The sequence below is a fragment of the Chloroflexus islandicus genome (assembly GCF_001650695.1).
GTDB classification, from domain to species: Bacteria; Chloroflexota; Chloroflexia; order Chloroflexales; family Chloroflexaceae; genus Chloroflexus; species Chloroflexus islandicus.
Genome location: NZ_LWQS01000038.1, coordinates 143067 through 164913, shown reverse-complemented (window position 1 = coordinate 164913; position 21847 = coordinate 143067). Strand labels below are relative to the sequence as shown.

Annotated in this window: 19 protein-coding genes and 1 tRNA gene; 16 read left to right on the top strand and 4 right to left on the bottom strand. The window is 61.2% G+C overall.

Annotated features, from left to right (window positions below; all coding sequences use genetic code 11):
- Positions 1–30 precede the first annotated feature (30 nt).
- Positions 31–3048 carry a hybrid sensor histidine kinase/response regulator gene (locus A6A03_RS04970; RefSeq protein WP_245668839.1) on the bottom strand — a complete coding sequence of 1006 codons (3018 nt, stop codon included), beginning with the start codon at positions 3046–3048 and terminating at the stop codon, positions 31–33.
- Positions 3049–3442: 394 nt separating this feature from the next.
- Here A6A03_RS04970 and A6A03_RS04965 point away from each other — a divergent pair, with 394 nt between their 5' ends.
- On the top strand, positions 3443–3823 hold the full coding sequence (locus tag A6A03_RS04965) for a single-stranded DNA-binding protein (protein WP_066784234.1): 381 nt from the start codon (positions 3443–3445) through the stop codon (positions 3821–3823).
- An 846-nt stretch (positions 3824–4669) separates the two neighbouring features.
- Here A6A03_RS04965 and cysK read toward each other — a convergent pair.
- Positions 4670–5599, bottom strand: a complete 930-nt coding sequence (gene cysK / locus A6A03_RS04960; RefSeq protein ID WP_066784228.1) for a cysteine synthase A — start codon at positions 5597–5599, stop codon at positions 4670–4672.
- Between the two features lie 169 nt (positions 5600–5768).
- On the opposite strand from cysK, the gene A6A03_RS04955 reads away from it, so the two are divergent.
- Together A6A03_RS04955 and A6A03_RS04950 are read left to right on the top strand one after the other, a co-directional pair.
- Positions 5769–6332, top strand: coding sequence for a hypothetical protein (locus A6A03_RS04955; protein WP_066784226.1), 564 nt, complete (start codon positions 5769–5771; stop codon positions 6330–6332).
- Between the two features lie 49 nt (positions 6333–6381).
- Positions 6382–6458 (top strand) — tRNA-Glu (locus A6A03_RS04950).
- Between the two features lie 45 nt (positions 6459–6503).
- Here A6A03_RS04950 and A6A03_RS04945 read toward each other — a convergent pair.
- Positions 6504–7319: an enoyl-CoA hydratase gene (locus tag A6A03_RS04945; RefSeq protein WP_066784223.1), complete on the bottom strand. Its 816-nt coding sequence runs from the start codon at positions 7317–7319 to the stop codon at positions 6504–6506.
- A gap of 333 nt (positions 7320–7652) precedes the next feature.
- On the opposite strand from A6A03_RS04945, the gene A6A03_RS04940 reads away from it, so the two are divergent.
- The 13 genes from A6A03_RS04940 to A6A03_RS04875 all read left to right on the top strand — a co-directional run bounded on the left by A6A03_RS04940 (position 7653) and on the right by A6A03_RS04875 (position 20107).
- Positions 7653–9248 (top strand): 4-hydroxyphenylacetate 3-hydroxylase N-terminal domain-containing protein, encoded by a 1596-nt coding sequence (locus A6A03_RS04940; protein WP_066784221.1) that lies wholly within the window; start codon positions 7653–7655, stop codon positions 9246–9248.
- A gap of 24 nt (positions 9249–9272) precedes the next feature.
- Positions 9273–10253 carry a catechol 2,3-dioxygenase gene (locus tag A6A03_RS04935; protein ID WP_066784217.1) on the top strand — a complete coding sequence of 327 codons (981 nt, stop codon included), beginning with the start codon at positions 9273–9275 and terminating at the stop codon, positions 10251–10253.
- Positions 10254–10787: 534 nt separating this feature from the next.
- Positions 10788–11594: an IclR family transcriptional regulator gene (locus A6A03_RS04930; RefSeq protein WP_066784214.1), complete on the top strand. Its 807-nt coding sequence runs from the start codon at positions 10788–10790 to the stop codon at positions 11592–11594.
- Complete coding sequence (locus tag A6A03_RS04925) at positions 11546–12463, top strand: acetaldehyde dehydrogenase (acetylating) (protein ID WP_066784211.1); 918 nt, start codon at positions 11546–11548, stop codon at positions 12461–12463. Before A6A03_RS04930 ends, A6A03_RS04925 begins: the two co-directional genes overlap by 49 nt.
- Positions 12460–13491, top strand: coding sequence for a 4-hydroxy-2-oxovalerate aldolase (gene dmpG, locus A6A03_RS04920; RefSeq protein ID WP_066784208.1), 1032 nt, complete (start codon positions 12460–12462; stop codon positions 13489–13491). Before A6A03_RS04925 ends, dmpG begins: the two co-directional genes overlap by 4 nt.
- Positions 13488–13991, top strand: coding sequence for a flavin reductase family protein (locus A6A03_RS04915; RefSeq protein WP_066784205.1), 504 nt, complete (start codon positions 13488–13490; stop codon positions 13989–13991). Before dmpG ends, A6A03_RS04915 begins: the two co-directional genes overlap by 4 nt.
- 72 nt (positions 13992–14063) lie before the next feature.
- Positions 14064–14900 (top strand): alpha/beta fold hydrolase, encoded by an 837-nt coding sequence (locus A6A03_RS04910; RefSeq protein WP_066784202.1) that lies wholly within the window; start codon positions 14064–14066, stop codon positions 14898–14900.
- Entirely contained in the window at positions 14893–15138 is a 246-nt protein-coding gene (locus tag A6A03_RS04905; protein WP_281181259.1) for a 2-hydroxymuconate tautomerase family protein, read from the top strand. The genes A6A03_RS04910 and A6A03_RS04905 overlap by 8 nt, the downstream gene beginning before the upstream one ends.
- 31 nt (positions 15139–15169) lie before the next feature.
- On the top strand, positions 15170–15904 hold the full coding sequence (locus tag A6A03_RS04900) for a 2-keto-4-pentenoate hydratase (protein ID WP_066784197.1): 735 nt from the start codon (positions 15170–15172) through the stop codon (positions 15902–15904).
- Complete coding sequence (locus tag A6A03_RS04895) at positions 15904–17358, top strand: aldehyde dehydrogenase (RefSeq protein ID WP_066784195.1); 1455 nt, start codon at positions 15904–15906, stop codon at positions 17356–17358. Before A6A03_RS04900 ends, A6A03_RS04895 begins: the two co-directional genes overlap by 1 nt.
- Positions 17340–18146: a 2-keto-4-pentenoate hydratase gene (locus A6A03_RS04890; protein ID WP_066784193.1), complete on the top strand. Its 807-nt coding sequence runs from the start codon at positions 17340–17342 to the stop codon at positions 18144–18146. The genes A6A03_RS04895 and A6A03_RS04890 overlap by 19 nt, the downstream gene beginning before the upstream one ends.
- Positions 18147–18480: 334 nt before the next feature.
- Entirely contained in the window at positions 18481–18687 is a 207-nt protein-coding gene (locus A6A03_RS04885) for a tautomerase family protein (RefSeq protein ID WP_066784191.1), read from the top strand.
- A gap of 484 nt (positions 18688–19171) precedes the next feature.
- Positions 19172–20107, top strand: a complete 936-nt coding sequence (locus A6A03_RS04875) for an intradiol ring-cleavage dioxygenase (protein ID WP_066784189.1) — start codon at positions 19172–19174, stop codon at positions 20105–20107.
- A 389-nt stretch (positions 20108–20496) separates the two neighbouring features.
- On the opposite strand, the gene A6A03_RS04870 is transcribed toward A6A03_RS04875, so the two are convergent.
- Complete coding sequence (locus tag A6A03_RS04870; RefSeq protein ID WP_066784187.1) at positions 20497–21648, bottom strand: Card1-like endonuclease domain-containing protein; 1152 nt, start codon at positions 21646–21648, stop codon at positions 20497–20499.
- Between the last annotated feature and the right edge of the window lie 199 nt (positions 21649–21847).

Here is a 21847-nt window from a genome sequence, read left to right as displayed (position 1 = left end):
GCGGCCCGGATCAAACCCCGCTGCCATGTGCTATCCTGACGCCAACACGCTGGCGATCACGGCTTGTACCTGTTGGATGGTAAACGGTTTGGCCAAAATAGCGTCAATTTGGCGGGAACGCACCTCTGCAGGATCGATCTGCTCGCTCCAGCCAGTGACGAGCACAATCCGCACATTCGGGTCAATCTGCCGGATATGGGCCGCTAGTTCCCAACCCGACATACTGGGCATACCTAGATCGGTGCAAACGATGTGGTAGCGCCCCACCGCGAATTGCGCCAATGCCGCTTCGCCAGAAGCGGCTTCATCAACGTGATGACCAAAGCGTTTGAGGATGCGGACTAAGACCTTCCGCACAGCATCTTCGTCATCAACGACCAAGATACAACAAGTGGGGGGCGTCACCGATGGTTGCGCCGGCTGCTCGACCGGCGGCGGATGCCTTACCGGCAGCCAGATGCGGAAGGTTGCCCCTTTGCCGAGGTCGCTTTCAAGCGTTATGCGACCGCTGTGCTGTTGGACAATGCCGCGCGCCAGTGCCAGCCCCATCCCGGTGCCGCGGGAGCCCTTGGTAGAGAAAAAGGGTGCGAAGATCTGTTCGTGGAGCGCCGGATCGATGCCAATGCCGGTGTCTTGGATTTCGAGCATAACAGCCGCTTCACCCAAGATGTCGCTGGGCGCTGGCGCCGTGCGCACAGTGATGGCGCCACCATTAGGCATAGCGTCGATCGCATTCAAGACCAAATTGATTACCAATTCACGCAGTGCTGCTGCATCACCCGCGATAATCGGCAGCGGCGACGTCTCGGTGCGCACATCGATCGCGATGCCGCGGCTTTGGGCCTCGTCGCGCCAGCGCGGACGGGTCAGGGCCAAACTTTCTGTAACGACTTGATTGAGATCGACCGGGCTATTCGGTGTCGAGCGGCTCGTTTGGGCAAAGCCTTGCAAGCGGCTCACCGTCGTCGCGCCATCGAGAGCCGCGATTTCAATCGCGCGCAACCCTTCACGCAGGCGGGGATCATCAACTTCGGCTAATAAGAGCTGCACATGACCCAGAATGCTGGCTAGCAAATTGTTAAAGTCGTGAGCGACGCCGCTAGAGAGTTCGCCGAGGGCGCGCAACCGGTCACGCTCGATCAACTGCTCGCGTGCGCGTTGCAGTTCGGCATCATGGTTGAGGTTGGCAATCGTGACCCCGATCAGGTGCGCCATTGCTGTCACCAAGTCAAGGTCGCTCTGACCGAAGATGCCTTTGACGGCGCTTTCAATAATAATGATGCCAAACACCTGCTCATCGACCACTATCGGCACAATCATCTCAGCCGCGGTGGCTGGCAGGCTGGGGTGATGGACATACCGTTCATCACGCATCACATCATTGACAATCGCCGGGCGGGCATGGCTGATCACCCAGCCGCTGATGCCGGTTGTGATTGACAGGGGCGGAAAGAGATGCGGTTGCGATTGGCCTTGCATCAGATGGCCATGCGCAGCGTGAACGATGATCTGTTCACCTTCAATAACCCCGATCAAGACCTGATAATAACCAAACGAGCGGTGCAGTAATTGCGACGCTTCGTCGAGCAATTGGTCAACGTTGCGCAGGGTACCGATGCGGGCGCTAAACCGTTGCAAGACTTGAAACTGGCGGGCGCGCTCTTGCGCCTCGCGCAGCAATCGCACATTATTGATGACGGCGGCCACCTGCTCGCCGAACATTTGCGCCGCGCCAACATCTTCGGCAGTAAAGCCGTTGGGTGTCCATTTGTCAATGGTAAGCACGCCGATTGTCGTCTGATCAACCCGCAAGGGCACCCCGATCCACGAGCGGATAATATCGCTGTCGGGCACTTTTTGCCAACCGGGAACGCGCTGCACATCAGGATGGTAGATGGCGGTTCCTAACCGGCGCAGGTCGTTAATGAGCGACCCCGGCCCAGCGTATAGCGTGATCTGATCGGCCTTGCTGCGCAAGCCGCGCTGGGCGATTAGGCGAACATATTCTTCGTCATGGACAACAAAAACGCAGGCCGAGTCGAAATTGACAAAGCGTTGCAGCTCAATAAGGATCTGGTCGAGCACGCTGGCCTGGTCGATCCGCGCGTTGGTAAGGGCAACTAAGTTGCTCAGCGCCTCGGCGCGGGCATGGGCGCGCCGCTCGAACGCGCGCTGGCGGGCGCGCATCATTTGGGAGGCGGCAAAGGCGAGCAGATCGGCATCTTCCTTGCGCCAATACCGTCCGGGGGCATGCACAACCAACCATGCCGGCAGGCCATCGAAGCGGAGATCGACCATGAGCGCACCTTCGTTGCGTAACAGGTCAAGCTCATGCACAGTGACCGCTTGGTCAGCCTGATCAAGCAAGTGCTCGTCTGGGGTAGTCGTGATCAGCCGCGGTTCAGCCCCTAACACATCGGCCAATTCGCGCATAATCAACGATTCAGCCTGATAGATTTCGGCGCTATAGGCCAAAATGCGCTCGCGCGCCGTTGCCCGGCGCAGCATTTGGGCGGCGGTGGCGTTGTCGATCGCGATTGCGGCCAGATCGGCAAAGATGGCGATCGTATCGAGCACCCCGTTGCTGAACGGTTCGCTAATGGTGAAGCGTGACAGACTCAGCGCACCGAAACAGCGGTCACGCACAATCAACGGGATGGCCAAAATCACGTCCGGATGGCGATCGAGTTTCGGCAAATAGCGCGGATCATGAACCGGATTGACCAGATGTAACATCTGCCGGTTGGCGACTGCCCAACCGGCCACCCCTTCACCTACGCGCAAACGAAAAATGCGCTCGTGTTCAGGTCGATCTTCTAATCCCAGAATGGCGGCGCTCGTGAGCCATTCGCCCTGCTCATCAAGCAGCCAGATCGTTACCACATCAGCCCCGCTTAAGGCGCGGGTGGCGATGAGCACTTGCTGTAAAACATCGGGAAGATCGAGCGACGAGAGCACAGCCTTGCTGAGCGCAAGGATCGTTGCAGTAGGTGATAAGGTTTCGGCCTTGCCAGTAGGCGGATCCGGTGGGTGATTCGTAATTGTCATAACCAACATTATACCCGCTGTCCCTTACCTACGGCGGCTGAAATGCACCGCTTCAGCGCAAGATGAGTGATCCGGCGTTGGGGTGGCGGTCATCATCACCGATTGGCGTTTGGCATCCCGGTCGCAATCGTCGGCTGGCGTGCATACGAGTACTGCGGGATGTTGACCTGCTGACCGCAATTGGCGGCAAGACAGCGCGGTTTCGTACTGATCCGTCCGTTTGAACGGGGTGGGTGGCAAGAAGGGATAACCCTCCGCGCGTCGTTGGCGCTGAAGCGTCTCTTGAAACACCAATTTTGACGAATTTTGGCCCAACCGCGCAACTTTTGGCCAGTTGCTGCGGTTTCTTTCATGCAGGGACAATTTTTGGGGGCCAACGAGAAAGGAGCAGGCGATGCGCAGTTTTCGCGGCACGATGAATCGGGTGGAGTTGATCGGGCGGCTGGGGGCGGATCCGGAGGTGCGGCAGGTTGGGAATGGCGTTTCGTTTTGCCGGTTTAATTTGGCGACCAACCGGCCGGGCGCCAATGACGAGCAAGGGAAGCGCACGAGCGAGACCGAATGGACGACGGTCGAGGCGTGGGAGCGGCTGGCCGATGTGTGCGGCAATTACCTGCAAAAGGGGCGGCGGGTGATGGTGATGGGCAGCTTGCGTACCGACAAGTGGCAAGACAGCGAGAGCGGGCAAACCCGGTGGCGCACCTATGTACGGGCCGACGAGGTCATCTTCCTTGACGGCGGGGCGGGCCGGCAAGACGAAGAGGATGAGGAGTAACGAAGGGGCGCAAAGGAGGCAACAACGCAGAGCGTGTTAACGCCAAGGCGCAGAGGACGCAACGGGCGCAAAGGGTAGCGTGAGGGACTACGAGCGGGTGAGGCGCACGGTAGACGCAGCATCGGCAGACGGGCCAAAGGGGGCCAAGGCGCATAGGATGTGGTGAGAGGCGATTCTGCTGAGCCTCGCCATTCCCAACCCTATGTGCCTTGGTTCAAGGTCGGGCAGAACACATAAGGGCAGCTATGGTGGATGGCGTTGGGATGGGCTGGTGGATCCTCGCCCCCAGTTCAAGGGTGGACAGCACATCGGTGCGGTATCCGGCCCTGAAGGGCCGGGCGAGGTTTACGACGCCCGCGGCGCGGGCTGCTGGCCCTCACCCCCAGCCCCGCTCCTAGGGAAAGGAATAGCCGCAAAAAGACGCAAAAGGCACAAAAATGTTTTATGCCTCTTGTGGCGCTTGGTAGCTATCACCTCCCTCAGCGGGTTCAAGGGAGGACAGAACACATGAGCGCAGATATGATTGATGACTTTGCGATGCGCTGGTGGATCCTCACCCCCAGCCCCGCTCCCACTGGCGCGGGAGAGGGGCGCGGCGAGCCGGGCGTTGAGGCATTGCACAGCACATCTGTCCAGAACCCGGCCCTGAAGGGCCGGGCTGGGGTTACGAAGCCCGCTGCGCGGGCTGCTGCCCTCACCCCCAGCCCCGCTCCCACTGGCGCGGGAGAGGGGCGCGGCGAGCCGGGCGTTGAGGCATCGCACAGCGATCAACGGTTATGTTTGACTACACGTTCGGTTCGACCCACAAGTGCTTGGGGCGGTGTATCCCCCTGTGCGACTGAGCGATTACTCCTCGGCGAAGAGCGGGGTCGAGAGATAGCGTTCGCCGTTGGACGGCACGATAAAGACGATCAGCTTCCCAGCGTTTTCCGGGCGGCGGGCAACGCGGAGGGCAGCGGTGGCGGCGGCGCCGCTCGAAATGCCGACCATCAACCCTTCTTCGCGGGCCAGCCGGCGCGCCATTGCAAAGGCATCTTCGTTGCTGACCTGCTGAATCTCATCGAGAATGGAGGTGTTCAACACATCAGGAATAAAACCGGCGCCAATGCCCTGAATCTTGTGCGGGCCGGGCTTGCCGCCCGACAACACCGGCGAGGCTTCCGGTTCGACGGCGACGATCCGCAGGCTGGGCCGGCGCGGCTTGAGCACCTCGCCGATGCCGGTGAGGGTGCCGCCGGTGCCGACGCCGCCGACGATAATGTCAACTTGCCCATCGGTGTCGCGCCAAATCTCTTCGGCAGTGGTAGCACGGTGAATCGCCGGGTTGGCGGGGTTCTTAAACTGCTGGGGCATAAAGCTATTGGGAATCTCGGCTAGCAGCTCCTCGGCGCGGGCGATGGCGCCGCGCATGCCCTCACTGCCCGGCGTCAGCACCAATTCCGCGCCGAAGCCACGCAGCAGCTTGCGCCGTTCGATGCTCATCGTTTCGGGCATAGTGAGGATGAGGCGATAGCCGCGGGCAGCGGCCACCAGCGCCAAGCCGATGCCGGTATTGCCGCTGGTCGGCTCAATCAGCACCGTCTCGCCGGGGCGGATCAGCCCCTCGCGCTCGGCGGCATCGATCATCGCCAACCCAATCCGATCCTTCACCGAGCTGGCCGGATTAAAGAATTCGAGTTTGGCGACCACGGTGGCGCGGGTGTCATTCACGCGGTTGAGGCGCACCAGCGGCGTATTGCCGATCAATTCGGTGATCGAGTTGTAAATGCGGGCCACGGTAGGCTCCTTTGTGTGGTTCAGGCGAATCTCTGCTCATATTGTAATCAAGCTGGCACCAAATGTCAATTTGTTATGCAAGAAAGTCAAGTTTTTCAAGATAGCACTGCTCGGATCAGATCGTGTTATACTAAGCGACGCAAGCAAGCCAACACGGGAGGGAGCAGCTATGCGCGGTCGCTCAGTGCGTCCGGTCGATCGAGCGGGTGGCGGGGAAGAGGCAATCCGGTTAACGCGATGTGCCGGCACATGGCTGGCCGATCCACCCGACGCTGCCGAACAAGCGCGAATTGCAGAGGCGGTGCGGGCCTTAAACGGCCAGCGCGCGGTAGCATTGGCGTTGCACCGGGATCAAGCCGCGCTCGATGCCTACTGCGTCGAGTTATTCCGCGACCCGATGTTTGATCCGCTGCACATCGGGCCAGAGATCATTCAGCGCATCATTGCCAAGCTCGGTGAACCACCAGTGGACGATGAGGCGAACACGGCTGCTTTTTCAGAGTATTTGCAGCGCGCGGTGCTGTTGTTTGCGCTGCCCAACCCGCGCCGCTTGCTAGCGACGCAATTGCGGCGCTACCTGCCGCGCTTTACCGAGGCTGGCGATTGGAAGGCGGCGGTAGCGATTGACTACAGCGCGTTCCGCACCTCGCTCGGCAATGAGGTGACGCCGTTTTTGGCCCAGATGACGCTGGCCGGGTTGGCCGACTACTACGATGAGCTGCCAGAGGCATAAGCGGCGGGTTGCAACAATCACAAAATATGGTATAATGCACGGGCGTTAGGCCCCCATCGTCTAGTGGCCTAGGACATCACCCTTTCAAGGTGGAGATCGCGGGTTCGAATCCCGCTGGGGGCACCAACGAAAGCGCGCCGCACTCACTGCGGCGCGCTTCATGTTTTGACATTAGCTTGACCGATTCTCTGAGTTTGCCCACGCCGGCGCGCGTTTTTCGACGAACGCGGCGACCCCCTCTTGGGCGCAGGGTTCCATCATATTGCAAGCCATCGTCTGGCCGGCGAGTTGGTAGGCTTCTTCCATCGGCAGCTCGATCTGGCGGTAGAAGAGCGACTTGCCGATGGCAATCGACTCTGCCGGCTTGGACAGGATCGCATCAACTAGCCGCTGCACCTCGGCGTCGAGTTCGGCGGGTGGCGCGACCCGATTGACCAATCCCAGCCGTTGGGCGGTCGGGGCATCGATAAACTCGCCGGTGACGAGCATCTCAAAGGCGGCTTTGCGCCCAATGTTGCGCGACAGCGCGACCGATGGCGTCGAACAGAAGAGACCGACGTTAATCCCTGACACCGCAAATTTGGCTTCGGTCGAGGCGACGGCGAGATCGCACATCGCGACTAACTGGCAGCCGGCGGCGGTAGCGATGCCATGCACACGGGCGATAACCGGCTGCGGCATGCGCTGAATGGTCAGCATCATCTGTGAACAGCGGGCGAAGAGGTCTTCGTAGTACTGCTGGTCGGGATGGGCCTGCATCTGCTTGAGATCGTGGCCGGCGCAGAACGCTTTGCCGGCGGCGGCCAGCACCACCACCCGCGCCTGCGGATTGGCGGCGATCGCGTCAAGCTCGGCTTGCAACGCGGCCAGCATCTCGTCGGAAAGAGCGTTGAACTGGCGAGGGCGGTTAAGGGTGAGGCGGGCAATGCCGCGCCCGTCAATGTCGCTCAGGACGTAAGGCTCGACGGCGGTCTCGCTTGGTTGCATGGTCATCTCCTTTGATGTGTTACCGCGGAGGACGCAGAGGATGATGCACCTTTCAGCATCTGCTGCGGTAAGCCGGTATGGGCATGGTTCGGCGCGATGGGATACTCGTATGTTATTGTACACGAAGACGGACTTTGGTGTGCGGCGGGGAATTAGTTCCCGGCGCCGCCAGTCATTTTCCACCATTTCAACCCCCGTTCGGGTATTCCGAATTTGGTTATCGACAACGCTGCTCGCCCCCCCTATAATCACAATCACCGCGGAGACAAAACTAAATCCCAATACCGTGACGCGGCAAGGGCGCTGAGGATTCGTTCACAGGGAGGTGATGGCATGACGGTGTCCGAGACGATGGCGGAGACCACCGTAGCTGGCGCGCGCCCAATGAATGGGCGGGAGTATCTTGAGAGCCTGCGCGACGATCGAGTGGTCTACTTTCAAGGCGAGCGGGTAAAGGATATTACCACGCATCCGGCCTTCCGCAATTCGGCGCGGATGGTGGCGCGGTGGTACGATCGCCTGCACGAGCTGCACCAAGAGGACGTGGCGCGCGGCGGGCCGGAGAACTGGAAGTGGACGATGCCGACCGATACCGGCAGCGGCGGCTGGACCCACCCCTTCTTTGTTGGCTCGCGCACGGTTGCTGATCTGGTGCGGGCGCGCGATACAATTGCCGAGTTGCAGCGGGCGGTCTATGGTTGGATGGGCCGCGCCCCTGATTACAAAGCGGCTTTCACCGGCACGTTGGGCGCGAATGCCGAGTTTTACGCACCCTATCAAGAGAATGCGCGGCGCTGGTACCGCCGGACGCAGGAAGAGCTGATCTACTGGAACCACGCGATTGTCAATCCGCCGATCGACCGCAACCGCCCGCCGGATGAAGTTGGCGACGTGTTTATGCATGTCGAGCGCGAGACCGACGCCGGCCTGATTGTATCGGGGGCGAAGGTGGTGGCAACCGGCAGCGCGCTGACTCACGTTAACTTTATTGCTCACTATGGCCCGCTGCCGATTAAAGAGAAGCGGTTTGCGCTGATCTTCGCAGTGCCGATGAATGCTCCCGGCGTGAAGCTGATTGCGCGCACCTCCTACGAATATAATGCCGCGGTCACGGGCAGCCCCTTCGACTATCCGCTATCGAGCCGGCTGGATGAGAACGACTCGATCCTGATCTTCGACAAGGTGCTGATCCCGTGGGAAAATGTCTTTGTCTACGGCGATATTGAGAAGGTCAATACCTTCTTCCCGCTCTCGGGCTTTGGCCATCGCTTCCCCTTGCATGGCGGCGTGCGCTTTGCCGTCAAGCTCGATTTCATCACCGGCCTGATGCTCAAGGCGGTGGAAGCGACCGGGGTGGGCGAGTTCCGCGGCGTGCAGGCGCGGTTGGGCGAAATTGTCACCTATCGCAACCTCTTCTGGCAGTTGACCGAGGCGATGGTGCGCAACCCGATGCCGTGGGTTGATGGCTACCTCTTGCCCAACCTTGAGGCGGCATTCTCGTATCGGGTGATGGCGCCGGACGCCTACGTCAAGATTAAAGACCTGATCGAGAAGGACGTGGCCAGTGCGCTGATCTATCTGCCATCGCACGCCGCCGATCTCAAGAACCCGGAAGTGCGCGCCTACCTCGATCGGTTTGTGCGCGGCTCAAACGGCTACAGCGCGCTCGATCGCATCAAGCTGATGAAGCTGCTCTGGGATGCGATGGGTACCGAGTTTGGCGGGAGGCACGAGCTGTACGAGCGCAATTACGCCGGCAATCACGAGAACATCCGCATCGAGACGCTGGGTGCGGCGATGGCGATGGGGGTGACGGCGCAGATGAAGGCATTTGCCGAGCGCTGCATGGCCGAATACGACCTCGATGGCTGGACGGCGGCTGATTTGGTGAATCCGGATGATGTCAATGTGGTGATGAACCAGCGCTAACACACGCAAGGAAGGAGGACAACAATGAGCGAGCCGATCTTCGACACCCATCAACTGGCCCATGTTGAGATTTTGACCCCGAAGCCAAATGAGACGCTCTGGTTCTTCCGCGATCTGCTCGGTATGGAGGTGACGACGCAGCAGGGGCAGTCGGTCTACCTGCGGGCCTACGAAGACTGGTACCATCACACGCTCAAGATCACTGAGGCGAAGGAGCCGGGTTTGGGCCATGTGTCGTGGCGGGCCAGCTCGCCGCAGGCACTCGAGCGGCGGGTGAAGGCGATCGAGGCGTCGGGCTTGGGCAAAGGTTGGATGGATGGCGATCTCGGCCATGGCGCGGCTTACCAATTCACCACCCCTGACGGCCACCCGATGGAGATTTTGTGGGAGGTGGAGTACTTCCAGCCGGCGGAAGATCAGAAGTCGCCGCTGCTCAACCGGCCGCAGAAGCGCCCGTTGCGCGGCGTGCCGGTGCGCCGGCTCGATCACGTCAATTTGCTCACCTCGGATGTGACGGTTAACAAGAACTTTATGATGGAGCAGTTGGGCTTCCGGCTGCGCGAGCATATTGTGCTGAACAATGGCATCGAGGCCGGCTGCTGGCTGAGCGTGTCGCCGTTGGTGCATGAGGTGGCGCTGATGCGTGACGGCAAAGGGGCGCGCGGCCGGTTGCACCACGTCTGCTACTGGTACGGCTACCCGCAGAACCTCAACGATCTGGCCGATGTCTTCCGCGAGCAGGGCATCTACATCGAGGCCGGCCCCGGCAAGCACGGTATCAGCCAAGCGATGTTTATGTATGTCTATGAACCGGGCGGCAACCGGGTCGAGCTGTTTGGCGATCCGGGCTATCTGATCTTCGACCCGGCGTGGAAGCCGATCACGTGGACGGAAGAGACGCTGGCGGCGGGGATTGTCTGGTTCGGCGGCAACTTGCCGGGTGAGTTCTTCCTCTACGGCACGCCGGTGGTGCATGAGCACGAGCCGGCGATGGCGGCGGGGTAGGTTGGTAGTCGCGGCCCTTCAGGGCGGGCAGATGCGCCCGGCCCTGAAGGGTTCAAGGGCGGATAGATCACACGAGTGCAGATGTGGTTGATGGCGTTGGGATGTACTGGTGCATCCTCACCCCCAGCCCCTCTCCCGCAACGCGGGTTTAAGGGCGGACAGAACATCTGTCCGGTACCCGGCCCTGAAGGGCCGGGCTAGGGTTACGAAGCCCGCTGCGCGGGCTGCTGGCCCTCACCCCCAGCCCCGCTCCCGCAGCGTGGGAGAGGAGAGCGCAGCGCCGAGCGTGGCGGCATCGCACAGTGATCAACGGATGGTCTGGCCGCTCCTCAACCTCAAGGGCTGGGCGATGGTTACGAAGTCGGTGGCGCGGGTTGGAGAGATGGGAAGGTCGCTGTGTCTGGCCCATGTGCCTAGCCCTACAAGGCGGGGTGAAGGCTACGAAGCCCGCTGCGCGGGCTGGGGTGTGCGGATGAAACGGGCCTGTAGTTGCGCTTGCGATCTGCACTCTAAACCATAGCTAAGGAGGAAGCGATGTTGCAGACTCTGCAAAAGGCGGCGCGCGCGCTCACGCTCTTTACCCCGGCCAACCCGGAATGGAGTGTGGGCGAGATGGCGAAGGCGCTCGAGCTGCCCAAATCGAGCGTCTCGGAGCTGCTCAGCAGTCTGGCCGAGCAGGGTCTGTTGCGCCGGGTTGGCACTGGTCGCTACCGGTTGGGTTGGCGTCTGCTTGAGTTGGGGCAGACGCTGCTCAAGACCACCGAGTTCCGTGACGAAGCGCGGGCGGTGATGCAAGAGATGGTGGCGGCGTGGGGTGAGACAATGCATCTGGCTGTGCTGGAAGCGGGGACGGTGGTTTATCTTGAGAAGTTGCGCGGCCAGCAGGGATTGCAGGTCGAGTTGTCGGGGATTGGGGTGCGGTTGCCGGCTCACTGTTCAGGGGTGGGCAAAGTCTTGCTGGCCCACCAACCATGGAGTGAAGTGCTGCGGGTGGTTGGTGATGAGCAACTGTACCCGTTTACGCCCAATACCATCACCTCGCTTGATGCGTTGGCAGCCGAATTGACGCGGGTGCGGCAGCAGGGGTACGCCTACGATCTCGAAGAGGTATCGATTGGGTTGTGCTGTGTAGCAGCGCCGATTCGCAACTACGAAGGGCAGGTTATCGCCGCGGTGAGCTTTTCGGCGCCGACCCATCGCTTTCGCACCCACCGCGACCAATACACGCGAGCGATTGTTGAGGGCGCGCAGCGCATTTCTGAGCGGCTGGGCTATTATGGAGGAACGTCTGCATGCAAGCCGATAAAGTCAAAGTCGCCATCCTCGGTTCCGGCAATATAGGCGCCGACCTGATGTATAAGCTGCTAAGGCAGCCGGGGCCGATGGAATTGGCGTTGGTGGCCGGGATCGATCCGGCATCGGAAGGATTGGCGCGGGCACGGCAGTTAGGGATTGCAACCAGTGCCAATGGCATTGAGGCCATTCTCGCCGATCCTGAGATTCGGATAGTGTTTGATGCCACCAGCGCCAAAGCGCATGTGCGCCATGCCAAATTATTGCGCGAGAGCGGGCGCATCGCGATTGACCTTACTCCGGCGGCGCGCGGGCCGTATGTGGTGCCGCCGGTCAATCTCGGCGAGCATCTGCGCGCGGCGAATGTCAACTTGATCACCTGCGGCGGGCAGGCCACCATCCCGCTGGTGTATGCGGTGAGCCGGGTGACGCCGGTGCGTTACGCCGAGATGGTGAGCACGGTTGCGAGCCGTTCGGCGGGGCCGGGCACACGCCAGAATATTGATGAGTTTACCTTTACGACGGCGCGCGGGCTTGAGGCGATCGGCGGCGCGCAGGAAGCCAAGGCGATTATTATTCTCAATCCGGCCAATCCGCCAATTTTGATGCGCAACACCATCTATGTGATGCCGGAAGGCGATTTTGATGAAGCCGCCGTCCAAGACTCGGTCGCGCAAATGGTGGCCGATGTCCAACATTACGTCCCCGGCTACCGGCTCAAGAATCTACCGGTTGTCGAGCGGCGGGCGACACCGTGGGGCGAACGGCCAGTGATCATTATGCTGCTCGAAGTGGAGGGCGCTGGCGACTTTCTGCCGCCCTACGCCGGCAATCTCGACATCATGACGGCGGCGGCCCGGCGAGTCGGTGAACTCTTCGCCGCCCATCTCTTGAAAACCATGGAGGTGACGGCATGAAAGCGCCGCGCCTAACCGATACCACCTTGCGCGACGGTTCGCACCCGATGCGCCACCAATTCACCCGCGAGCAAGTAGCGAGCATTGTGCAGGCGCTCGATCGGGCTGGCGTGCCGGTGATCGAGGTCAGCCACGGCGATGGGTTGGCCGGATCGTCGTTGCAATACGGCTTTTCGCACACATCGGAATTTGATCTGATCGAGACGGCGCGCAGCCACGCCGAACGCGCCAAGATCGCTGCGCTCATGCTGCCGGGCATTGGCACGCGCCAAGAGTTGAAAGAGGCGGTCGCGCGCGGGATTCAAGTCGTGCGGATTGCGACCCAATGCACTGAGGCGGATGTTTCCGAACAGCATTTTGGGTTGGCGAAAGAATTGGGCTTAGAGACGGTCGGCTTTCTGATGATGGCCCACATGCGCCCGCCAGAAGCCTTGGCCGAGCAGGCAAAGTTGATGGAGTCGTATGGCGCCGATTGCGTCTATATCGTTGATTCGGCGGGCGCAATGTTGCCGTCTGACGCGGCGGCACGGGTGCGGGCGTTGAAGGAAGCGCTCTCGGTGCAGGTCGGCTTTCACGCTCACAACAACCTTGGCCTAGGGATTGGCAACACACTGGCCGCGCTCGAAGCCGGCGCCGACCAGATCGACGGCTGTCTGCGCGGGTTGGGGGCGGGGGCCGGCAATGCCGCTACCGAGCTGTTGGCAGCCGTGCTCGACCGGTTGGGCTTGAATCCCGGCCTCGATGTCTTTGGCCTGATGGACGCCGCCGAATACATCGTTGCGCCGATCATGCCCTTCCAACCCTTCCCCGATCGCGATGCGATCACGATTGGCTATGCCGGCGTCTACTCAACCTTCTTGTTGCACGCCAAACGGGCCGGCGCGCAGTACGGCGTTGATCCGCGCGAGATACTGGTTGAGCTAGGACGGCGGCAGGCGGTGGCCGGGCAAGAAGACTGGATCATCGACGTGGCGCTTGATTTGAGCCGGCGGCACACTGCCGGCACCCGCAAGGAGTCCCGCCTATGAGCAACCAATCCGCGGCTATGCTGGCCGATCCGGCGCTCGATCCGCGCTTGTTTCGCGCCACAATGGGCTGTTTTGCGACTGGGGTGACCGTTATCACCACTGCCCATAATGAAGTGGTGCATGGCATGACCGCCAACGCCTTTTTGTCGGTCTCGCTTGAGCCGCCGCTAGTGCTAGTGTCGATTGGACGCACGGCGAAAATGCATAGCTTGCTGGCCCCCGGCCGGCGCTACGGCGTGAGCAAGCTGAGCGAAGAGCAAGAGCATCTCAGCCGCCATTTCAGCGGCAAACCAGTGGCCGGCTTGCAGCCGCATTTCGTCTGGCACGCTGGCACACCGCTGATCGCCGAGGCGCTGGCCCATGTGGTGGCGCGGATTGTTGATGCCCATCCCGCCGGCGACCATACGCTCTTTATCGGCTTGGTTGAGTACCTTGCCTACCGCGAAGGTCGTCCGCTACTGTTCTACCGTGGCCAGTACGGCAAGCTGGCAGCGGTGTGAGGCAAATGAGACGCGGATGCACACGGATGGGGGGCGTCGTTGCTAGCTACCGGCTGAAGACAAGGAACGGCGATGGCTGAACAGATCATAACCGGTGCGTATACCACCAACCTCAACCGGCAAGGGCCGGCGGGAGGGCCGGCAATCCTCTTCATTCACGGGTCGGGGCCGGGCGCTAACGGCTGGTCGAATTGGCAACTGGCCTTGCCCGCGCTCGGCGAGCGGTGGGATTGTCTAGCACCCGATTTAGTGGGGTTTGGCGATAGCCAGCATCCCGATCCGCCGCCGAACGACATCCGGCGCTGGATGCGGGTGTGGGTCGATCAGATGCTGGCGCTGCTCGATACGCTGGGCGTAGGGCAGGTTGACCTTGTCGGCAACTCGATGGGCGGCGCGGTCGCGCTGCATCTGCTGCTCGAAGCGCCGCAGCGGTTCCGGCGGGTGGTGTTGATGGGGGCGATTGGCGCACCGTGCCGGCTCACGCCGGAACTCGACCGGTTGTGGGGATTCTACGATGATCCTTCGCCGGCACTGTTGGCCCAAGCGATTCGCTGGTTTGTTTATGACGATGCCTTTGTGCGCGACCGGCTCGACGAGATTGTGCGCATTCGCTATGCGGCTGCAATGCGGGCCGACGTGCGACGGTCGTACACAGCGATGTTTCCGGCGCCGCGCCAAACCCATCTCGACGCGCTGATCGTGCCTGATGCCGCGCTGCGCCGGATCGAGCAGCCGGTATTGTTGATCCATGGCCGTGACGATGCGATCGTGCCGGTTGATACCAGTTACTATCTGCTCAACCGCCTGCCCAACGCCGAATTGCATGTGATCGGGCGGTGCAGCCATTGGACGCAGATTGAGCATAGCCAGCGCTTTCACCAATTGGTGCGCGCATTTTTGGGTGAATAACTGTCAAAGGATTGGTCTCATGCTGCTGTTGCGCATCACGATGCTGGAAGGGCGCAGCGCCGAACAGAAAGCCGAATTGGCGCGCGCGGTATCGGCGGCGGCCGCCGAAGCGTTTGGCGTGCCGCTGGCCGAGGTGAGATTAATCATTCAGGAGATTCCGCCAACCCACTGGACGGTTGGCGGGACGTCGATGGCTGAATTGCGCCGGAACGAACCGGCGAGCGACGGGCAGCGGTAAATGCACAGGCGCCATGTGGTGAGGAATGATTATGGAGCTTACTCGGGCTGAAGATAGTTTGGCGACCACGATCCAGCATGCGCGGCGGTCGCTCCAGCCGGTCGCGAGCCGGGCCGGCGAGTGGGGCGTCGATTTGGCCGGCGCGTACCGTATTCAGCGAATGCGCGTGCCTGATGCACACTGCATTGGCTACAAACTCGGCCTGATCAGTCCGGCCAAGCAGCGCCAGATGGGTCTTGACCAACCGATATATGGCCGGATCAGCCGGGCAATGATCCGCGAGCGGGTGATCAACCTGAATGACTTCGTGCAGCCTCGGCTCGAACCAGAGCTAGCCGTGGTGTTGCGCAGTCCGTTGCCGGCCCACGCCGAACCGGGCATGGCGGCGCGCGCGGTAGGAGGCATCTTTCTTGGGCTTGACATTCTCGATAGCGTATGGGCCGATTACCGCTTTAGCGCCGTTGAAGTGATCGCCGACAACGCCTCGGGCGGCGGTTTTCTGCTCGGTGAGCGGCTGCACGAACCGATGCCGGACGGTGAGCTACGGCTGTACCTCAACGGCGAGCTGCGCGCGGCCGGGCCGGTGGCGGCATTGGGCAACCTTGCCCAGCAGCTCTGCTGGTTGGCGCAGGCGGCTGGCGGCCTTGCCGCCGGGCAGATCATCTTCCTTGGCTCACCGGCGCCGGCGATTCCGGCTGCGGCCGGCGTGCTCGAAGTCGTGCTCGGCGACGACATAGTGCAGGCGCAACTGGAAGGAGCAGGATGATGGACTATCCCTTTTTTCATGTGAGCCACTACATTGACGGCCAATTCGTTGATCGAGGGCCGCGGTTCGATATTCTCTACCCAGCGACCAACCATGTGATCGGGTCGGCGCCGGAGGCAGGAGCGGCTGAAGTTGATGCGGCGGTGCAGGCGGCGGCGCGGGCTTTTCGCCAATGGAGCCGGACGCCGGTGGCAGAGCGGCGATTGATTCTGAAGCGGTTTGCCCAACTGATCCGCGATCATGAAGCGGAGCTGGCTGCGATTGAGACGTGGGATGTTGGGCGACCGATCAGCGAAAATCGGGCCGGCTACATCCCGCGCATTGCCGCCAACATCGAGTTTTTTGCCGATTTTGCCGCCACCCACGGGAGCGAAGCCTACCCGATGGATAACGGCTATATCAATTATGTGCTGCGGCAGCCGGTGGGAGTCGCGGCCTTAATCGCGCCGTGGAATATCCCGCTCTTGCAGGCGACGTGGAAGATGGGGCCGGCGCTAGCGTTTGGCAATACGGTAGTGATGAAGCCGGCTGAGCTGACGCCGATTGGCACATGGCGGCTAGCGCAATTGGCCCATGAGGCCGGCGTACCGCCGGGAGTGATCAACGTCATTCATGGTTTCGGCCCCAATTCAGCCGGTGAATTTCTTACCAAACATCCTGACGTCAAGCTGATCTCATTCACTGGCGAAACCACCACCGGCAAGATCATCATGGCCGCTGCCTCATCCACCCTCAAGCGCGTCTCGTTTGAATTGGGCGGCAAAGGCGCGAATCTCATCTTCGCCGACGCCGATCTCGACCGGGCAGTTGCCATCAGCCTGCGCTCATCCTTCTTCAACCAAGGCGAGTTCTGTCTGGCCGGGCCGCGGCTGCTGGTGCAGCGCCCGATCTACGACGCCTTCCTTGAGCGTTTCCGAGCGGCAGCCGCCAACCTCACCGTTGGCGATCCGTTCGCTGCCAGCACTAAAGTCGGCGCACTGATCTCGCGCGAACATCACGAACGGGTGAGCAGCTACATCGCTATCGCCCGCGATAGCGGCGCGCGCATCATTCAGGGAGGAACGCAGCCCAATTTGCCATCGCCCTTCGATCAGGGCAACTTCTTACAGCCAACGATTATTGTCGATGTCCAGCCCCGCGATCGGGTGTGCCAAGAAGAGATCTTTGGGCCGGTAGTGACGGTTGCGCCGTTCGATGATGAGGAAGAAGCGATTGCAATTGCCAACGGAGTTGGTTACGGCCTCTCAGCAGTTGTGCAGACGCGCGACGTCGGGCGCGCAGTGCGGTTAGGCGCGGCGCTCGAAGCGGGCACGATCTGGATCAACGACTTCTTTGTGCGCGACCTGCGGGTGCCGTTTGGCGGTATGAAAAACAGCGGCATCGGGCGCGAAGGCGGCCACTACAGCCTAGAGTTCTACACGGAGGCGAAGACGATATGCCTGAGCAACCAGTAACTGAAGCCGTCATCGCCGAACTCGCGCAGCGTCTCGACCGGGCGTGGGAAGAGCGCTTCACCATCGCGCCGCTGACCGAAAGCGCCGGGATTAGCGATGCGGCTACCGCCTACCGCATCCAAACCCACTGGACGGAACTGCGCCTTGGGCGGGGCGAGCGGATCATCGGGCGCAAAATTGGCCTCACCAGCAAAGCGGTGCAAGAACAAATGGGAGTCAACGAGCCGGACTACGGTACACTCTGGGCTTCGCGCTATTTTCCGGCCGTTGGCGGGCGGGCCGAAGCGCCCTTCGAGGTCTTCTTGCAGCCGCGGGTCGAGGGTGAAATCGCCTTTCTGATCGGTGAAACGCTCGATTGGCCAGATATTACGCCGCAACAGGTGCTGGCTGCCACCGAAGCGTTGGCGGCTGCGATTGAAATTGTCGATAGCCGGATCGAACGCTGGCGGATCAAACTCGCCGACACCATCGCCGACAACGCCTCGTATGGCGGGCTGACGATCGGCGCGTGGAGCAAAGCGTTGCGCAGCAGTGACCTCCGCACCATTGGCATGGTCATGAGTCACAACGGGCGGCCCGCCGTATTCGGTACCGGTGCGGCGGCGCTCGGCCATCCGGCGCTGGCGGTGGCGTGGCTGGCCAACACATTGCGCAGCTTCGGCATCCCGCTGCGCGCCGGTGATATTGTTATCTCCGGCGCGTTGGCAGCCACTATTCCAGCCCAACGCGGCGATCTCTTTGTGCTCGAAATGCACGGCCAACCGCCGATCAGTTTACGGTTTGTGTGAGTGGATGCCCGGCAAGGGTGTGGCGGAAGACGTGAGGCGCTGGCGGGAACGCAACCGCTTGGTATGGAGTGTGGCAGTGCAACTGCCGCATACCTGCGCGCCGAGCGCGCGGCGGAAGACGTGAGGCGCCGGTGGGAACGCAGCCGCTTTATTATGGAGTGCGGCAGTGCAACTGCCGCATACCTGCGCGCCGAGCGCGCGGTAGAAGATGTGATGGCGCCGGCGGGAACGCAGCCGCTTGGTATGGTATGCGGCAGTGCAACTGCCGCATGTCATATTCGATCTGCGCGCCATAGAGAGCCGCTTAGTGATGGTATATTCACAGGAGTAACCAATGCCGATGCTTGAAGTCTTTTACAGTGGCGACCAACCGCCGAGCCGCGAACAAAAGCGGGCCTTCGCCGCCGCTGCTAGTGATATCTTCCAGCGGGTCATTGGCACCCCGCCGGGACGGCTGCAATTAGTCGTGCGCGTCCTTGACCGTGAAGACACGCTCGCAGTGTTGGCAGATGACGAGGAGACGAGACCGGATCAAGAATAGTTCCTCCTAAAAGCGAATGATAGCGAGGGTGTTGCCTTACGCATGTGCGTCATTGCAATGCCTGCTTCACAAGCGGGCGGCCCGCACTCCGGTGCTGCTGCGGGCGAGCGGCCCGCGCTCCGGTGCTGTTGCGGGCGAGCGGCCCGCGCTCCGGTGCTGTTGCGGGCGAGCGGCCCGCGCTCCGGTGCTGTTGCGGGCGAGCGGCCCGCGCTCCGGTGCTGTTGCGGGCGAGCGGCCCGCACTCCGGTGCTGTTGCGGGCGAGCGGCCCGCGCTCCGGTGCTGTTGCGGGCCAGCGGCCCGCACTCCGGTGCTGTTGCGGGCCAGCGGCCCGCGCTCCGGTGCTGTTGCGGGCCAGCGGCCCGCGCTCCCCGTGCGCTTCATCCCTTCACCACCTCTTCACAACTTCTCATTAATTCCGGCACGGGCATGTGTTATGACTCAGATAGGCGATACTCTAGTATAAAGCACTTTCAGGAGTAGACCATGCCCGCTGATCAGCGCGACCTCTTTGATCTCGGCTTGCAAGCCGATCTGGCCATGATGCAGCAACCGCTGCTCACTCGCCGGCGGCTTCTACGGCTCGGCTTGGTGGGAATCACCACCTTTCTGGCCGGCTGCACACCGATGTCCAATCCGGCAGCAACCCCCACCGCCGCGCCAAGCCCCACCGCTGTCCCCACCACCGCGCCGGCTGCGGCGGCGGCTACTGCGGCGCCAACCACGGCCCCTCCTACTACCATCGCACCCACAGCAGCTCCGACCAGCGTCGCGGTAGCCGAATGCGTCGATGCCATTCCGCGCGAAACCGCCGGCCCCTTCCCCGGCAACGGTGCGCAAGGCGCCAACCTCAACGTGCTCAGCCGGTCGGGAGTGGTGCGGCCCGACATCCGCACCAGTCTCGGCACTGGCAACACCGCTGCCGGCGTGCCATTGCGGCTCGAATTGAAGCTGGTGCGGGCAGGCGGCGACTGCGCGCCACTGGACGGCTACGCGATCTACGTTTGGCACTGTGACGCGCCGGGACGCTACTCGATGTACAGTCCCGGCGTCGAGGGCGAAGACTACTTGCGCGGGGTGCAGGCCGCCGGCGCGGATGGGATCGCTGTGTTTCAGACCATCTTCCCCGGCTGTTACGCCGGGCGCTGGCCACACATCCACTTCGAGATTTACCCCTCGCTTGAGCAAGCCACCAGCGCGCGTAACGTAGTGCATACGTCGCAACTGGCCTTTCCCGCCGATATTAGCCGGCAAGTGTACGCCGATGCCCAATACGGCAACAGCCTGCGCAATCTCGGCCAACTCTCACTCGAACGAGATGGCGTCTTCCGCGACGGCTGGGAGCAGCAGATGGCGACTGTCACCGGCTCGATCAACGACGGGCTGGTGGCGCGGTTGACGATCGGCGTGCCGGGGGTGTGAGGAAGACACTTTGTGGCGGGTGCGGGGGAGCTGCGCAGAGGAATAGCCACAAAAAGACGCAAAAGGCGCAAAAGTTTTTGGTTGGAACGCTGCGTAGTATTTAGAGGGTGATACCCCGTTTTCCCCTGCACCTTTGGCGGGAAAACATTGCACGGAATAGCCGCAAAAAGACGCAAAAGGCACAAAAATCGTTGGTTAGAACGCTGTGTGGTATACAGCAGATGTTTCCCGCAACCCTTGGCGATCTTCGCGTTCTTTGCGTCTTTGCGTTGACCGTCTCTGCGCCTTTGCGGAGCCGGACGTCCGTCCGGCTCTACTGCGTCTTTGCATTGACGCTCTTACTCCCTTATGGTGGGTGAGCGGTTCAAGCGTGAAAAACGGCTTAGCGCCTATGTCCGTGAGTAGGTTGGCCTCTTCGCTTCCTTTGCCAAAATGTCTTTCAAATTCGGCAACTGCTCACCGGTAACGACGACGATCTGGCGGGCTTTGGCTTGGTCGGAAAATGATCGCCAAGCGTCAGGATTAGCGTTTTGGCTGCTGCGGGCCGCAATAAATAGCTTGACGACGAATGAACCGCCGATCAGATCAGTGATCGATTGGAGTTTGTCGAGGTAAATCGTTCTGAAAGGGCTCTGATCGGTTTTGCATTCGGCAATCAACAGCGAAGCCGCAGAAGTGGCGGCAAGATCGAGCTGATTCATCGCAGCTTGTCCGGCGATTGGCATCTCAAGCCCGTACTGGCAATCATCGAAACAGCCAGCTTGGCGCGCCGCATCCCACGCAACAATTTCAAGCCATAGACCATCGACGAATTTCCACAAATCCTGATGTACCTGATGCAGGTTGTATGCACCATGTTGGCGCTGGTATTGATCGATGAAACCGGCATCGCTAAGCAGTGGCAGCCAGTTCTGCATAGCCCGTGTTAGCGATATGCCTTTCAACCAGCGCGGCCCGCTATAGCTAGCATTTGCCTCCACTTTGCGCAACTGCTCACGAAACTCAATCGCCTCATCCGGCGCTTGCGCCATCTGGCGAGAGAGTTCGAGCCACGATTGCGGCGGTGGCGGTGCAGGGTTTGCCTTGCGTTGGTAGATGCGGAGATAGTCGGTGACGGATAGCCGGTATGGATCACCCTGTGGCGGCTGGCCGGCCAGCACAATCACCCGCCGGCTATTGGTATCGAAGTACCACACATCCGCCCCCTTATCACGCCCCACCTCATACGCCCCAATGCTCATAATGGTTGTGGCGCAGGTGACGTTACACACCCAACGCATTTCAGGATGCGAGGCGATGACGTTAGCACAGGCTTGTTTGATTTGATCGAGATCAAAGGCATCAACTGCGGCTGGCGGCAAGATTGTGCTCCCAATATTTTTGAGCGCGGGATACACCATCTCCCACGCTTGGCCGGGTCTGAGCGCCTCGTGCGATGCAATCGGCGCAATAACTTGTGGACGGAGGTGCTGCGCGCTTAAGATATTCGGCGTCTGCCGGCCACCGATCAGGATGAGGAGGGCGGTTGGCTGCTGAGTCATACGCGGTTGCTCCGGGCCGGTTGCAAGGTGGCGATAGGTGGTTGGGCCAGCCGGGTTGGGCTGGATGGTTGGGATGTTTGTGCTAGCGTGGCGTTCGGTTAGGGTTGGAATGCGAGCTACATTGACTATTTGAGACGTGTGAAATCTGCTGACACGCTTGCCGGTAAGTGTTCAATAATTCGCTGATGCCGGCTTTTCA

Coding starts and splice junctions, on each gene's coding strand:
- A6A03_RS04965 (WP_066784234.1), top strand. CDS start 3,443: ATGCGCAGTTTTCGCGGCACGATGAATCGGGTGGAGTTGATCGGGCGG.
- A6A03_RS04955 (WP_066784226.1), top strand. CDS start 5,769: ATGCGCGGTCGCTCAGTGCGTCCGGTCGATCGAGCGGGTGGCGGGGAA.
- A6A03_RS04875 (WP_066784189.1), top strand. CDS start 19,172: ATGCCCGCTGATCAGCGCGACCTCTTTGATCTCGGCTTGCAAGCCGAT.
- A6A03_RS04945 (WP_066784223.1), bottom strand. CDS start 7,319: ATGCAACCAAGCGAGACCGCCGTCGAGCCTTACGTCCTGAGCGACATT.
- A6A03_RS04915 (WP_066784205.1), top strand. CDS start 13,488: ATGAGCAACCAATCCGCGGCTATGCTGGCCGATCCGGCGCTCGATCCG.
- A6A03_RS04925 (WP_066784211.1), top strand. CDS start 11,546: ATGCAAGCCGATAAAGTCAAAGTCGCCATCCTCGGTTCCGGCAATATA.
- dmpG (WP_066784208.1), top strand. CDS start 12,460: ATGAAAGCGCCGCGCCTAACCGATACCACCTTGCGCGACGGTTCGCAC.
- A6A03_RS04895 (WP_066784195.1), top strand. CDS start 15,904: ATGGACTATCCCTTTTTTCATGTGAGCCACTACATTGACGGCCAATTC.
- A6A03_RS04930 (WP_066784214.1), top strand. CDS start 10,788: ATGTTGCAGACTCTGCAAAAGGCGGCGCGCGCGCTCACGCTCTTTACC.
- A6A03_RS04870 (WP_066784187.1), bottom strand. CDS start 21,648: ATGACTCAGCAGCCAACCGCCCTCCTCATCCTGATCGGTGGCCGGCAG.
- A6A03_RS04940 (WP_066784221.1), top strand. CDS start 7,653: ATGACGGTGTCCGAGACGATGGCGGAGACCACCGTAGCTGGCGCGCGC.
- A6A03_RS04890 (WP_066784193.1), top strand. CDS start 17,340: ATGCCTGAGCAACCAGTAACTGAAGCCGTCATCGCCGAACTCGCGCAG.
- A6A03_RS04885 (WP_066784191.1), top strand. CDS start 18,481: ATGCCGATGCTTGAAGTCTTTTACAGTGGCGACCAACCGCCGAGCCGC.
- A6A03_RS04935 (WP_066784217.1), top strand. CDS start 9,273: ATGAGCGAGCCGATCTTCGACACCCATCAACTGGCCCATGTTGAGATT.
- A6A03_RS04900 (WP_066784197.1), top strand. CDS start 15,170: ATGGAGCTTACTCGGGCTGAAGATAGTTTGGCGACCACGATCCAGCAT.
- A6A03_RS04910 (WP_066784202.1), top strand. CDS start 14,064: ATGGCTGAACAGATCATAACCGGTGCGTATACCACCAACCTCAACCGG.
- A6A03_RS04970 (WP_245668839.1), bottom strand. CDS start 3,048: ATGACAATTACGAATCACCCACCGGATCCGCCTACTGGCAAGGCCGAA.